Origin of the sequence: Kosakonia arachidis, assembly GCF_900116535.1 — a bacterium.
In the GTDB taxonomy this organism is placed as follows: domain Bacteria; phylum Pseudomonadota; class Gammaproteobacteria; order Enterobacterales; family Enterobacteriaceae; genus Kosakonia; species Kosakonia arachidis.
In genome coordinates this window covers 117,342-130,707 of the sequence record NZ_FPAU01000006.1, presented here as the reverse complement: position 1 = coordinate 130,707, position 13,366 = coordinate 117,342, and the positions used below count along the sequence as shown (strand labels likewise).

General features: G+C 55.7%; 12 protein-coding genes. 9 read left to right on the top strand and 3 right to left on the bottom strand.

Translation table 11 applies throughout. The annotated features are described in order from the left end of the window. Window positions 1–111: 111 nt before the first annotated feature. The 3 genes from purC to dapA all read right to left on the bottom strand — a co-directional run bounded on the left by purC (window position 112) and on the right by dapA (window position 2,864). Window positions 112–825: a phosphoribosylaminoimidazolesuccinocarboxamide synthase gene (gene purC / locus BM427_RS19925; RefSeq protein ID WP_090124730.1), complete on the bottom strand. Its 714-nt coding sequence runs from the start codon at window positions 823–825 to the stop codon at window positions 112–114. A gap of 109 nt (window positions 826–934) precedes the next feature. Continuing rightward, window positions 935–1,969, bottom strand: a complete 1,035-nt coding sequence (gene bamC, locus BM427_RS19920) for an outer membrane protein assembly factor BamC (RefSeq protein ID WP_090124727.1) — start codon at window positions 1,967–1,969, stop codon at window positions 935–937. A gap of 16 nt (window positions 1,970–1,985) precedes the next feature. Continuing rightward, window positions 1,986–2,864, bottom strand: a complete 879-nt coding sequence (dapA, locus tag BM427_RS19915) for a 4-hydroxy-tetrahydrodipicolinate synthase (RefSeq protein WP_090124725.1) — start codon at window positions 2,862–2,864, stop codon at window positions 1,986–1,988. Between the two features lie 145 nt (window positions 2,865–3,009). Here dapA and BM427_RS19910 point away from each other — a divergent pair, with 145 nt between their 5' ends. The 9 genes from BM427_RS19910 to BM427_RS19870 all read left to right on the top strand — a co-directional run bounded on the left by BM427_RS19910 (window position 3,010) and on the right by BM427_RS19870 (window position 13,360). Continuing rightward, window positions 3,010–3,582: a glycine cleavage system transcriptional repressor gene (locus BM427_RS19910; RefSeq protein WP_208809138.1), complete on the top strand. Its 573-nt coding sequence runs from the start codon at window positions 3,010–3,012 to the stop codon at window positions 3,580–3,582. Then, complete coding sequence (gene bcp / locus BM427_RS19905) at window positions 3,582–4,052, top strand: thioredoxin-dependent thiol peroxidase (protein WP_090124723.1); 471 nt, start codon at window positions 3,582–3,584, stop codon at window positions 4,050–4,052. Before BM427_RS19910 ends, bcp begins: the two co-directional genes overlap by 1 nt. Before the next feature lie 269 nt (window positions 4,053–4,321). Next, window positions 4,322–4,942 carry a 4Fe-4S dicluster domain-containing protein gene (locus BM427_RS19900; RefSeq protein ID WP_090124721.1) on the top strand — a complete coding sequence of 207 codons (621 nt, stop codon included), beginning with the start codon at window positions 4,322–4,324 and terminating at the stop codon, window positions 4,940–4,942. Continuing rightward, window positions 4,942–6,963, top strand: a complete 2,022-nt coding sequence (hyfB, locus tag BM427_RS19895) for a hydrogenase 4 subunit B (protein WP_090124719.1) — start codon at window positions 4,942–4,944, stop codon at window positions 6,961–6,963. Before BM427_RS19900 ends, hyfB begins: the two co-directional genes overlap by 1 nt. A 13-nt stretch (window positions 6,964–6,976) precedes the next feature. Continuing rightward, window positions 6,977–7,924 carry a respiratory chain complex I subunit 1 family protein gene (locus BM427_RS19890; RefSeq protein WP_090124717.1) on the top strand — a complete coding sequence of 316 codons (948 nt, stop codon included), beginning with the start codon at window positions 6,977–6,979 and terminating at the stop codon, window positions 7,922–7,924. Between the two features lie 16 nt (window positions 7,925–7,940). Continuing rightward, a complete protein-coding gene (locus BM427_RS19885; protein WP_090124715.1) occupies window positions 7,941–9,380 on the top strand; it encodes a hydrogenase 4 subunit D in 1,440 nt (479 codons plus the stop codon). An 11-nt stretch (window positions 9,381–9,391) separates the two neighbouring features. Beyond that, a complete protein-coding gene (hyfE, locus tag BM427_RS19880) occupies window positions 9,392–10,042 on the top strand; it encodes a hydrogenase 4 membrane subunit (RefSeq protein ID WP_090124713.1) in 651 nt (216 codons plus the stop codon). Window positions 10,043–10,046: 4 nt separating this feature from the next. After that, window positions 10,047–11,630: a hydrogenase 4 subunit F gene (gene hyfF, locus BM427_RS19875; protein WP_090124711.1), complete on the top strand. Its 1,584-nt coding sequence runs from the start codon at window positions 10,047–10,049 to the stop codon at window positions 11,628–11,630. A gap of 20 nt (window positions 11,631–11,650) precedes the next feature. Continuing rightward, window positions 11,651–13,360, top strand: a complete 1,710-nt coding sequence (locus tag BM427_RS19870) for a hydrogenase large subunit (RefSeq protein ID WP_090125018.1) — start codon at window positions 11,651–11,653, stop codon at window positions 13,358–13,360. The last annotated feature ends 6 nt before the right edge of the window (window positions 13,361–13,366 follow it).

Genomic DNA, 13,366 nt, shown 5'->3' with positions numbered 1-13,366 from the left:
ATGGACACTGTATATATGATCGTAGGCGCTCAGGGAAGGATTAGCACGGGAAAAAAGCGGCGGAAATCCAGAGGATGCAGGCATCCTCTGGCGGTAATGCGGAGTGGATGATTAGTCTAATTTCACGCCCAGACGATGGGCAACGGCTTCATAAGCCTCGATCAGGCCACCGAGGCTCTGACGGAAACGGTCTTTGTCCATTTTGTCCAGCGTCTCTTTGTCCCACAGACGGCTACCGTCTGGTGAAAACTCATCGCCGAGTACCACTTCACCTTTGAATAAACCGAACTCCAGTTTGAAGTCGACAAGGATCAAGCCTGCATCATCGAACAGTTTTTTCAGCACGTCGTTAGCTTTGTAGGTCAGCTCTTTCATACGCGCGAGGTTTTCTTTGTTCACCCAACCGAAGGTTTCACAGTAGGATTCATTGATCATCGGATCGTGCATTGCGTCGTTTTTCAGGAACATATCGAACAGCGGCGGGTTCAGCTCGATACCTTCTTCAATGCCCAGACGCTTAACCAGCGAGCCAGCCGCGCGGTTACGGATCACGCATTCAACCGGCACCATATCCAGCTTTTTCACCAGGCATTCAGTATCGGAGAGCAATGCTTCCATCTGGGTCGGGATGCCCGCTTCCTGCAATTTGCTCATAATGAAATGGTTGAACTTGTTGTTCACCATGCCTTTACGATCGAACTGCTCAATGCGCGCGCCATCCCCTGCTGACGTATCGTTACGGAATTCGAGCACCAACAGATCCGGGTTTTCGGTACTGTATACGGTCTTCGCTTTGCCGCGATACAACTCAGCTTGCTTTTGCATCTTTCTTACTCCAGGTGTGATGATTTAGAGACGATTTCGCTATTTTACGCCGACGCACACGTTTGCGTCACCAAAATTAAAAAAGGCCGGAGTTTTCCGGCCTTAGGGATTAATGGTTGAACGCTGACTGGAATGCCGCGACCAACGCATCGTTTTGTGACTGCGTCAGAGTATGACCTTTCGGATCGGTAAACTGGAGGCTACTGCGGTTATCCAGATCGCCGACCTGCAACTTATAGTCACCCGCTGAGAGGCCCGGATCGCGCGCGCCCAGATCCCGCCAACTGCTGTCAGACAGCGGCTTGTAGGTCACGGAAATGCTACCGGTAGAACGGGCGCTGTCGGTCACTTTCATGCCCACTTTTTCCAGCACGCCCGGCAGGCGCTGCCATACGATGTTGAACGGACCACGCACCACCAGCATTGGCAGACCAGTATCATCCGCACTGCTCTGAACGTCCAGCGAGGTTACACTGCGTTTTTCAGCGGCGTTCTGCGCGTCGGTTACAGATTTATCCAGACCGCTGGAGATGACATTCAGCATTTCGGTGCTGTAGCGCTGCAACGATGCCGCGTCAGCCACCGGCTTGCCCGCCTGCTCCAGGTTCAGCAGCTTAACCACCACCGCTTGCTGATAGCCCTGCGGTTTTACCGAGATTTGATAACGGCCACGATACTGCTGATCTTCATCCAGACGGTTCCAGTCAACCCAGCCAGTGGTCAGGCTTTGCGACGCATCGTCACGTTTGTCGATGCTGTAATTTTTCGCCTGAATGATGCTGACGACCTGTGGCCACAGCGTGCTATTGTTGCCTTTTTCTACCATCAGCGTTGCAGTATCACCCGTAAACTGGGTACGCGCACCGCTCACCAGCGCCAGCGGTTGTGCCGGTGGGCGGATATCCAGTGCTTTACCGACTGCGCCGCTGCCGTTCGTGACAGGGATGTTGTAATCACCGTTTTGCAGCGGAAGGATCATCCCTGCCGGCGCATGAAGTTCAGCAAGCGGTGTCGCATCCAGATAGGATTCGTCACCGCTAACCTGACGCTTGTAACGTGAATCGGAACTACAGGCGGCGAGCAACATCACAAGTGAAACACCCGCTACCTTCGCCAGGCGCGACTTCTGTACTGAGTAAGCCATCAAATCTCCCTAAACTTTACAGCAGGCCGGCATGCTTAAGCGCTGCACGGACAACGTCACGACCATTATCGGTGATCGGCGTCATCGGCAAACGTAGCGTATCGGTTGCTACAAGCCCCAACTCCTTACATGCCCATTTGACCGGGATCGGATTGGGTTCGACAAATAGTTTGTTGTGTAACGGCATCAGACGCTGGTTAATCACGCGTGCTTCGGAGAAATGCCCCTGGATCGCCAGTTTGCACATTTCGGCCATGTCTCGCGCCGCGACGTTAGCGGTCACGGAAATAACGCCGTCGCCGCCGAGCTGCATAAAGTCCAGCGCGCTGGCATCGTCGCCACTCACCAGAATAAAGTCGTCTGAAACCAGCTCTTTGATCTGATGAACACGCGTTAAGTTCCCGGTTGCTTCTTTAATACCGACAATATTTTTAATTTCCGCCAGGCGGCCCACGGTTTCCGGCAGCATATCGCAGCCAGTACGCGACGGCACATTATACAGAATTTGCGGCAGGTCAGTATGTTCCGCGATGGCTTTAAAATGCTGGAACAGGCCTTCCTGAGTAGGACGGTTGTAATACGGTGTGACAGTCAGACAGCCGACAATGCCGATGTTATTAAAGCGCTTCGTCAGACTGATGGCTTCTGCGGTGGCGTTTGCGCCCGTCCCGGCAATAACAGGGATGCGCCCTTCAGCCAGTTCCACGGTCATCATCACCACATCGGCATGTTCTTCGTGGCTTAGCGTGGCGGACTCACCGGTAGTCCCTACCGATACGATCGCCGAGGTTCCGTTGGCGACATGATAATCAATCAGTTTCTTCAGGCTTGAGCGGCAGACTTTACCTTGCGAATCCATCGGCGTGACAAGCGCGACAATACTTCCCGTGAACATGGGCCATCCTCTGTGCTAACAAGATTCTCAATGGTACGTGCGGTGCTGTAAGAAAAGCAAGAGACCTGAGGCTCAGTGGCGGTTGTATGCCGGTTTTTTTTATGCTTTCCTTATGATTACCTCACGTTTGACAGGAAGCTCAGGTTTGACAACCTCATCACAACATTTTTTGGTTATCACTGCGCTGGGGGCCGACCGGCCTGGCATTGTGAACACGATCACACGCCACGTCAGTAGCTGCGGTTGTAATATTGAAGACAGTCGTCTGGCGATGCTGGGGGAAGAGTTCACTTTTATTATGCTGCTTTCCGGGTCGTGGAATGCCATTACGTTAATTGAATCCACCCTGCCGCTGAAAGGCGCAGAGCTGGATTTATTGATCGTCATGAAGCGTACCGACGCCCGCCCACGCCCTGATATGCCCGCCACCGTTTGGGTGCAGGTTGACGTGCCAGATTCACCGCATTTGATTGAGCGTTTTACGGCGCTGTTTGACACACACAAGATGAATATTGCCGAGCTGGTTTCGCGCACGCAGCCTGGAAATAAAGATGATGTCCCGCAGTTATTTATTCAGATCACCGCTCACAGCCCGGCCTCACAAGACGCATCAAATATTGAGCAGGCGTTCAAAGCCCTATGTACAGAACTGCATGCGCAAGGCAGTATAAACATCGTTAACTATTCTCAGCATGATGAACAGGATGGAGTTAAGTAATGAATCCACTGAAAGCCGGTGATATTGCACCGAAATTTAGCTTGCCCGATCAAGACGGAGAACAAGTAAATTTGACCGACTTCCAGGGACAGCGTGTTCTGGTCTACTTCTACCCGAAGGCAATGACACCAGGCTGTACTGTCCAGGCCTGCGGCCTGCGCGATAATATGGACGAGTTGAAGAAAGCGGGCGTAGAAGTGCTGGGTATAAGCACGGATAAGCCCGAAAAACTGTCCCGTTTTGCCGAAAAAGAGCTGCTCAATTTTACGCTGCTGTCTGATGAAGACCATCAGGTATGCGAGCAGTTTGGCGTCTGGGGTGAAAAAACCTTTATGGGTAAAACCTACGACGGCATCCACCGTATCAGCTTTCTCCTGGATGCGGACGGCAAAATCGAACATGTGTTTGATGATTTCAAAACCAGCAATCACCACGACATCGTGCTGAACTGGCTGAAAGAAAACGCCTGATTGCGCCTCTTTTTTTCCGAGGGCGAATCCTCCTGATTCGCCCTCCTCGTTTCTCTCTTCGCGTCTTATTTGAAGTCGATCACATTTCCTTCCCGCGCCTCGACACTAGTGCCGACAGATTATTTTTCGTTCAGCACTGACCATCATTTTTGTCCGTCCCAAACTGCTAAAAAAAACACAACTAACTGAAATATAACAACTTAACATTCTGGCACACCTTGTGCTAAGGCAGGTTTAACGAACTTTGCCTTCATTAACAAGGAGCTGTCATGAACCGCTTTGTGATTGCCGATCCCGAGTGGTGTATAGGATGCAACACCTGCCTTGCTGCGTGTTCGGATGCCCATAAACATCAGGGATTACAACAGCATCCGAGGCTCACACTGGTGCGAACGCAGACGAAAACCGCACCCGTGCTCTGCCGCCACTGCGACGACGCGCCCTGTAAACAGGTGTGTCCGGTCAACGCCATCTCCTTTCAGGATGAGGCGGTTTATCTCAATGAAACCCTGTGTATCGGCTGCAAGCTGTGCGGTCTGGTCTGCCCATTCGGCGCGATCACGCCATCCGGCAGCCGCCCACTAAATATTCCCGCGCGTTACGAACATCATCTGCCGGAAGAGCAACTGCGCGATGTACCCGCCAGCCCGAACACTGACCACCCTTTTTTGCGTTGGAATGCGGGCGTGCAGACCATCGCAGTGAAGTGCGATCTCTGCTACTTCCTGCCGGAAGGGCCATCCTGCGTGCGGGCCTGCCCGACCAACGCCCTGCATCTGGTGACAGATTCCGCCATGCATAAGCAGTTAAAAAATCGCCGAGAGCTGGCCGCCCTGAGTTCGACAGAGATCACTTTCGCGGTCGTTTCCCCTTCGTCGGAGCAACGCTAATGGATGCCCTGCAATTATTGATGTGGTCAATCGTGCTGTATGTTGCCGGCGGCATAGCCTCGCTGTTGCTTTCCCGTCAGCAAATTCTGGCCATCAACGTCGCTGGAATCTCGGCAATGATCGGCGGGTTATTAGGCATTGCAAGTGCACTTGTCGCACTTGGCGGCGGCGAAACACTCACCTGGCAGGCTGCCGGACCGTTTTATTTCGCCCATTTTATGGTGCGGCTGGATAGTCTGAGCGCCTTTATGCTGCTGGTGATTTCCCTGCTGGTAACACTGTGCGGACTCTATTCGCTGGCCTATGTCCGCGAATACCTCGGCAAAGGGCCAGGTGCGATGGGATTCTTTATGAATCTGTTTATCGCCTCAATGGTCGGGCTGGTGGTGATGGACAATGCCTTCTGGTTCATTGTGCTGTTCGAGATGATGTCGCTGGCCTCGTGGTTTTTGGTTATCACCGACCAGGATGACGAATCGATCCGCGCCGGGATGCTCTACTTTTTTATTGCTCACGCCGGTTCTGTGCTGATCATGATCGCCTTCTTCCTGATGTGGCGGCAAAGCGGTAGTCTGGATTTCGCCAGCTTCCGCACCCTGTCACTGTCGCCGGGCACCGCCTCGGCGGTATTCCTGCTCGCCTTCTTCGGGTTTGGCGCCAAAGCCGGGATGCTGCCGCTGCACAGTTGGCTGCCACGCGCTCACCCGGCAGCACCGTCCCACGCCTCGGCATTGATGTCGGGCGTGATGGTGAAAATCGGTATCTTCGGCATTATCAAAGTCGGCATCGACCTGCTCGGTCATAGCGGTATTCCGCTGTGGTGGGGCGTGGTGGTGCTGGCTTTTGGTGCGGTCTCTTCGGTACTCGGCGTGCTATATGCTTTGGCCGAGCACGACATCAAACGCCTGCTGGCGTGGCACACGGTGGAAAACATCGGCATCATTTTGATGGGCGTCGGCGTCGGCATGGCGGGGATAGCGTTACACCAGCCGGTGATCGCTGCCATTGGTCTGCTGGGTGCGCTATTCCACCTGCTCAATCATGCGTTGTTTAAAGGGCTGCTGTTTCTCGGTGCCGGGGCGATTATCTACCGTCTGCACAGCCGCGATATGGAAAAAATGGGCGCGCTGGCGAAACGGATGCCGTGGACAGCGGGCGCATTCCTTGTTGGCTGCCTCGCCATTTCCGCCATGCCGCCGCTCAACGGTTTCATCAGCGAGTGGTATACCTACCAGTCGCTCTTCTCCCTTACGCGTATCGACGCCATCATTCCACGCCTCGCAGGCCCCGTCGCGATGGTAATGCTGGCGATCACCGGGGCGCTGGCCGCGATGTGCTTCGTCAAAGTCTACGGCATTAGCTTCTGCGGTAATCCGCGCAGTGAAAAAGCCGATCAGGCGCAGGAAGTGCCATGGCCAATGATCGCCGCCATGCTGGCGCTGGCGCTACTCTGCATTTTGTGTGGCGTCGGCGCCAGTGTTATCGCGCCGCACCTGTTGCAGGTTGCGCTTTCACTTACCGCCACCACATCTGTTGCCGTCACTCAGGGTGCAACGCTGGTTCCCGGCGACGCGCAACAGGCTATGTTGACGCCCTCCACCCTGTTCCTGCTGCTGATCGCACTGCCACTGTTGCCTGGTGTGTTGTGGTACATCAACCGCCAGACGCGAGGCACATACCGCCGCAGCGGCGATGCCTGGGCCTGCGGTTATGTATGGGAGAAAGGCATGGCACCTTCAGCAGGCAGCTTTACTCAGCCACTGCGCGTGATGTTCGGCCCGCTGTATCGGCTGCGTAAACAGCTCGATCCCACCACGCCTCTGCAACAAAGCCTTGGGGGTATTACGCAGATAGCCAGCCGTACCGAACCCTTCTGGGACGATAAAATTATCCGCCCGCTGGTCAGCATGACTCAGCGTATTGCCCGTCTGGTGCAGTACCTGCAAAGCGGGGATTTCCGTCTCTATTGCCTGTATGTGATTGCCGCGCTGGTGATCCTGCTGCTGACGATTGCGCTGTGAGGAGGGAATGACGATGTTAGAACAGACTTCTGCGTGGTCACTGGGGCTGTTTGCGCTTTGCCAGGCTGCCCTGCTACTGGCGCTGACGCCACTGTTTACGGGTATTTCACGCCAGATCCGCGCCCGCATGCACTCAAGACGCGGGCCGGGGATCTGGCAGGATTACCGCGACCTGCAAAAACTTTTAAAACGCCAGGCGGTCGCGCCCGCCTCTTCCGGGCTGATGTTCCGCGTGATGCCGTGGGTACTGCTCAGCAGCATGTTGCTGGTGGCGATGACATTACCGCTGTTTATTCGCACCTCACCCTTCGCTGGCGCAGGCGATCTGATCACCCTGATTTATCTCTTTGCACTGTTCCGCTTTTTCTTTGCCCTTTCCGGCCTTGATACCGGCAGCCCCTTCTCCGGCCTGGGCGCCAGCCGCGAACTGACGTTGGGGATTCTGGTGGAGCCAATGCTGATCCTCTCATTGCTGGTGCTGGCGCTGCTGGCCGGTTCCACCAATATCAGCGCCATCAGCAACACACTGGCATCAGGCTGGATCTCCCCGGTCGCCACTCTGTTGGCATTACTCGCCTGCGGGTTCGCCTGTTTTATTGAAATGGGAAAAATCCCCTTCGATGTTGCAGAAGCCGAACAGGAGTTGCAGGAAGGGCCACTGACTGAATACTCCGGCGCGGGTCTGGCGCTGGTGAAATGGGGCGTCGGGCTGAAACAGGTGGTGATGGCCGCACTGTTTCTGGCGCTGTTTTTCCCCTTTGGCAATGCCGCCAGCCTGAGCATCGGCGCGATGGCGCTGTCGCTGGTTATCACGCTTATTAAATTGCTGGTGGTGTTCGTTCTGGCGTCGCTGGTGGAGAACTCGCTGGCACGCGGACGATTTTTGCTGACGCATCACCTTACCTGGCTCGGCTTCAGTCTGGCTGCGCTGTCGTATGTTCTCTGGTTAACCGGTCTGTAAGGAGCACAGGAAAACAATGGAAACTCTTGCTTTGACGACGCTGCTGCTGCCCTTTATTGGCGCACTGATCGTCTCACTGGCTCCCCGGCGAACCGCCCCGCAGCTCGCCACGCTGTTTGCTCTGCTGGCGACGGCGGCGACGCTGTCGCTGGCGCTCAGTTTCTATAATGCCGGGCGCGAAGCGGTGGATATTCCGCTGCTGTCGGCAGGCCAGATAGCGCTGTTTGGTCTTATGGTCGATCGTATCAGCACGCTGATCCTGTTTGTGGTGGTGTTCCTCGGCCTGCTGGTGGCGCTCTACTCAACCGGCTATCTGACGCGCGGCAACCGCGAGCATCCGCACGAGGGTAGCAACCGCTACTACGCGTTTTTGCTGATTTTTATCGGCGCAATGTCCGGGCTGGTGCTCTCTTCAACATTGCTGGGACAACTGCTGTTTTTTGAAATTACCGGGGGTTGTTCCTGGGCGCTGATCAGCTATTACCAGAGCGAAAAATCACAGCGTGCGGCCATGAAAGCACTGCTGATTACCCATGTCGGTTCGCTGGGCCTTTATTTGGCCGCTGCCACGCTATTCCTTAATACCGGCACCTTTGCCCTGAGCGCCATCAGCCAGTTGCACGGTACACCAAGCTGGCTGGTGTATGGCGGCATTCTGTTTGCCGCATGGGGAAAATCGGCCCAGTTACCGTTACAGGCCTGGCTGCCGGATGCCATGGAAGCGCCAACCCCGGTGAGCGCTTACTTACACGCCGCGTCAATGGTGAAAGTTGGTGTCTATATTTTCGCCCGTGCCATCGCCGAAGGCGGCCAGATACCGCATATCATCGGCTGGGTCGGCGTGACGATGGCAACGATAACGATGGTCTACGGCTTTTTGATGTACCTGCCGCAAAAAGATATGAAACGGCTATTGGCATGGTCGACCATTTCGCAACTGGCGTGGATCTTCCTCGCGCTGTCGCTCTCCACCTTTGGCTCGCCGCTGGCCTTCAAAGCGGGGATCGTTTACATCTTCAACCATGCTTTCGCCAAGAGCCTGTTCTTCCTCGTCGCCGGTGCGCTGAGCTACAGCTGCGGCACTCGCCTGCTGCCACGTTTGCGCGGGGTAATGCGCACGCTACCGCTGGCAGGTATCGGCTTTTGCGTTGCCGCGCTGGCCATCACTGGTGTTCCGCCGTTTAACGGTTTCTTCAGCAAGTTTCCCCTCTTCGCTGCCGGTTTTGCGCTCTCGAATAGCTACCCGATCCTGCTGCCGGTGATGGTGCTGGCGCTGGTGGAATCGGTCGCCAGCTTCGGCTGGTTTATCTACTGGTTTGGCCGTGTCGTACCGGGCGAAGCAAGTGAAGAGGTCGCGCAGGCCGCACCGTTGCCGTGGGCGATGAAACTGGTGCTGGTCATTTTGATTGTGATGTCGCTGTGCTCAAGCGTGATTGCTGCGGCGTGGCTTGGATAAGGGAGTCGATGATGACGGGAACTTTGCTTGTTAACAATCTGGCGGGGCTGATGATGTTCACCTCGCTGCTGGTCACCTGCGCCAGACGCTACTCCGTCTCCTGCTGGTTGTATGCCCTGCAATCACTGGTGCTGGTCTCTATCTTTTTCACGCTATCGCAGTTGCTGAATGCGGAACAATTACTGATGTGGTCGTTCAGCGCCTTCTTTACCAAGGTACTGCTGGTGCCGCTGATTATGGGCTACGCGTTTCGCAAGATGGCCCCCGATGGCACAGGGGAACGTCTGTTTGGCCCGGCGACACTGGTGCTGATGGCCGCCGCCATTGTGCTGCTGTGCTGGTTTGTCGTCCGTCCGGTACAACTACCGATGGTCGCCCAGCTTAAACCGGCGCTCGCTGTTGCCCTCGGTCACTTCCTGCTGGGTCTGCTGTGCATCATCAGCCAGCGCAATATCTTGCGCCAGGTGTTCGGTTACTGCCTGATGGAAAACGGCTCGCATCTGGTGCTGGCGTTGCTCGCCTGGCGTGCGCCGGAACTGGTTGAAATCGGTATCGCGACGGATGCCATTTTCGCCGTGATTGTGATGGCGCTGCTGGCAAGGAAAATCTGGCGCACCCACGGCACGCTGGATGTTAACAACCTTACGGCGCTGAAGGGGTAATACCATGAGTCATGCATTGATGTTCACGCTGTTGCTGTTGACGCCGCTGGTCGTCTCTGTGCTCTGTTTTGCCTGCCGGTTGAGCGGGAATGCGGCGCGGACGCTGGTCACGGTGGTGCACTCACTGGGCATTACGCTGTTACTGATTGTCGCATTGTGGACGGTGACGGAAGCAGTGCAGGCAGGAGAAATTTTCGGCGCGCACCGTTGGCTGCACATTGATAGCCTCAGCGGTTTATTTTTGTCGCTGCTGGGGATTATAGGTTTTCTCACCGGGGTGTATTCGATTGGCTATATGCGCCATGAAGTCGATCACGGGGAAATCAGCGTATCCACGCTCTGTTACTACTACGGTTTCTTTCATCTGTTCCTGTTTACCATGTTATTGGTTGTGACCAGCAACAACCTGATTGTGATGTGGGCGGCAATTGAAGCCACCACGCTAAGTTCAGCGTTTCTGGTGGGTATTTACGGCCAGCGCTCCTCGCTGGAAGCGGCGTGGAAATACATCATTATCTGTACCGTTGGCGTGGCGTTTGGTCTGTTCGGCACTGTGCTGGTGTACGCCAATGCTGCCAGCTTTATGACCGAGCCGGATCACGCTATTTTCTGGACGGAAGTGCTGAAAGAGAGCAGCAAACTCGACCCGACATTAATGGTGCTGGCTTTTGTCTTTGTGCTGATCGGTTTTGGGACGAAAACCGGCCTCTTCCCGATGCACGCCTGGCTGCCGGATGCGCACAGCGAAGCCCCCAGCCCGGTGAGCGCCCTGCTCTCGGCGGTGCTGCTCAACTGCGCGCTGCTGGTACTGATTCGTTACTACATCATTATTTGTCACGCCATTGGTGACAGCTTCCCGAATACGCTACTGCTGGTGTTCGGCATGCTGTCGGTTGGCGTTGCCGCCTTCTTCATCCTGGTACAGCAGGATATGAAACGCCTGCTGGCCTACTCCAGCGTGGAAAATATGGGATTGGTGGCGGTGGCGCTCGGTATCGGCGGACCGCTCGGTATCTTCGCCGCGTTGCTGCACACCCTGAATCACAGTCTCGCTAAAACGCTGCTGTTCTGTGGCTCTGGCAATGTGCTGCTGAAGTACGGCACCCGTAATATGGATGTGGTGTGCGGCATGTTGAAAGTCATGCCGCTGACCGCAGTGCTGCTCGGCGGCGGTGCGCTGGCGCTCGGCGGTATGCCGCCATTCAACATCTTCCTCAGTGAATTTATGACTGTCACCGCCGGGCTGGCAGCTGAGCACCTGGTCGTAACCCTGGTACTGCTGTTGCTGCTGACACTGGTACTTGGCGGGCTGGTACGCATGGTCGCCAAAGTGCTGTTCGCCACGCCGCCGCAGCAGGTTGCCCGCGGCGAACTGGGCTGGCTGACCACCGTTCCGATGGTGTTATTACTGGTGATGATGCTGGTGATGGGCACCCATATTCCGCAGCCAGTCAGCCGTTTGCTGGCCGGTGCCTCAAGCATCGTGCTGTCCGGAGACCATGAGCGCCCCACCCGGCTGAACTGGCTGTGGGCCACGTTTGAGATTACCGCCACGTCGGCAACACCATCGCACGTCCAGGGAGAGTGAAAGTGAGTTATTTAGCAAGCGTGAACCACCAGCAGCCGCGCGGCAATGCCTGCCTTGCGGCGTTGAAAGTACAGTTTCCCGGCGCGGTGCTGGAAGAAGAACGTCAGACTTTCGAACAGGTCACCATTACGGTGAAAATTAACCAGTTACCGGACATTGTTCACTATCTCTATTACCAGCATGACGGCTGGCTACCGGTACTGTTTGGCAACGACGAGCGCAGCCTGAATGGCCATTACGCGGTCTATTACGCGCTGTCGATGGAAGGGGCGGAAAAGTGCTGGATTGTGGTGAAAGCACTGGTTGACGCTGAGACGCGGGAATTCCCGTCTGTGACGCCTCGCGTGCCCGCTGCCGTGTGGGGCGAACGAGAGATCCGCGATATGTACGGGCTGATCCCGGTCGGCCTGCCGGATCAACGTCGGCTGGTATTACCGGACGACTGGCCGGACGATCTGCATCCGCTGCGAAAAGATACTATGGATTATCGCCTGCGCCCGGAGCCGACCAGCGACACGGAGAATTACACTTTTATCAACGATGGCGGCAATTCTGCGCGCATCGTGCCGATTGGCCCGCTGCATATCACTTCTGATGAACCAGGTCACTTCCGTCTGTTTGTCGATGGGGAGCGGATTATCGACGCCGATTACCGTCTGTTCTATGTACATCGCGGCATGGAGAAGCTGGCGGAAACCCGTATGGGTTATAACGAAGTCACCTTCCTTTCGGATCGGGTCTGCGGTATTTGTGGTTTTGCCCACAGCGTCGCCTACACCACGTCAGTGGAGAATGCACTGGGAATTGTGGTGCCACAGCGTGCACACACTATCCGCTCGGTATTACTGGAAGTGGAGCGGCTTCACAGCCACCTGCTTAACATTGGTCTTTCCAGTCACTTTGTCGGTTTCGACACCGGGTTTATGCAGTTTTTTCGTATTCGCGAGAAATCAATGACCATGGCAGAACTGCTGACTGGCTCGCGCAAAACCTATGGTCTGAATCTTATTGGTGGTATCCGCCGTGACATCCTGAAAGAGCAACGCGTGAAGACCATCCAACTGGTGAAAGAGATGCGTGCCGAAGTGACGCAACTGGTGGATATGCTGCTCTCGACCCCGAACATGGCGCAGCGCACCCAGGGCGTCGGCATTCTTGACCGCCAGATCGCGCGCGATTTTAGCCCGGTGGGGCCTCTGATTCGCGGCAGCGGTTTTGCCCGCGATCTGCGCTTCGATCACCCTTACGCCGACTATGGCAACCTGCCGAAAACCCTGTTCACCTGGCCGGATGGCGACGTCTTCTCGCGCGTGATGGTGCGGGTAAAAGAGGTGTTTGATTCGCTGGCGATGATTGAGTTTGCCCTCGATAACCTGCCGGATACCCCGTTGCTAACCGAAGGCTTCAGCTATCAGCCGCATAAATTCGCTCTCGGTTATGTTGAAGCACCACGCGGGGAAGATGTGCACTGGAGCATGCTCGGCGACAATCAGAAGCTCTACCGTTGGCGCTGCCGTGCGGCCACCTATGCCAACTGGCCGGTACTGCGCTATATGCTGCGCGGCAACACCGTCTCCGACGCGCCACTGATTATTGGCAGCCTCGATCCCTGCTACTCGTGTACAGACCGCGTCACGCTGGTTGACGTGCGTAAACGTAAATCGACGACCGTGCCCTATAAAGAGATCGAACGTTACGGCATTGAACGTCGTCACTCGCCGCTGAAGTAAGGAAAG

Bases quoted from the DNA above. Each gene is read 5' to 3' on its own strand.
- purC (WP_090124730.1), bottom strand. From the start codon at position 825: ATGCAAAAGCAAGCTGAGTTGTATCGCGGCAAAGCGAAGACCGTATAC.
- bamC (WP_090124727.1), bottom strand. From the start codon at position 1,969: ATGGCTTACTCAGTACAGAAGTCGCGCCTGGCGAAGGTAGCGGGTGTT.
- dapA (WP_090124725.1), bottom strand. From the start codon at position 2,864: ATGTTCACGGGAAGTATTGTCGCGCTTGTCACGCCGATGGATTCGCAA.
- bcp (WP_090124723.1), top strand. From the start codon at position 3,582: ATGAATCCACTGAAAGCCGGTGATATTGCACCGAAATTTAGCTTGCCC.
- BM427_RS19900 (WP_090124721.1), top strand. From the start codon at position 4,322: ATGAACCGCTTTGTGATTGCCGATCCCGAGTGGTGTATAGGATGCAAC.
- hyfB (WP_090124719.1), top strand. From the start codon at position 4,942: ATGGATGCCCTGCAATTATTGATGTGGTCAATCGTGCTGTATGTTGCC.
- BM427_RS19890 (WP_090124717.1), top strand. From the start codon at position 6,977: ATGTTAGAACAGACTTCTGCGTGGTCACTGGGGCTGTTTGCGCTTTGC.
- BM427_RS19885 (WP_090124715.1), top strand. From the start codon at position 7,941: ATGGAAACTCTTGCTTTGACGACGCTGCTGCTGCCCTTTATTGGCGCA.
- hyfE (WP_090124713.1), top strand. From the start codon at position 9,392: ATGACGGGAACTTTGCTTGTTAACAATCTGGCGGGGCTGATGATGTTC.
- hyfF (WP_090124711.1), top strand. From the start codon at position 10,047: ATGAGTCATGCATTGATGTTCACGCTGTTGCTGTTGACGCCGCTGGTC.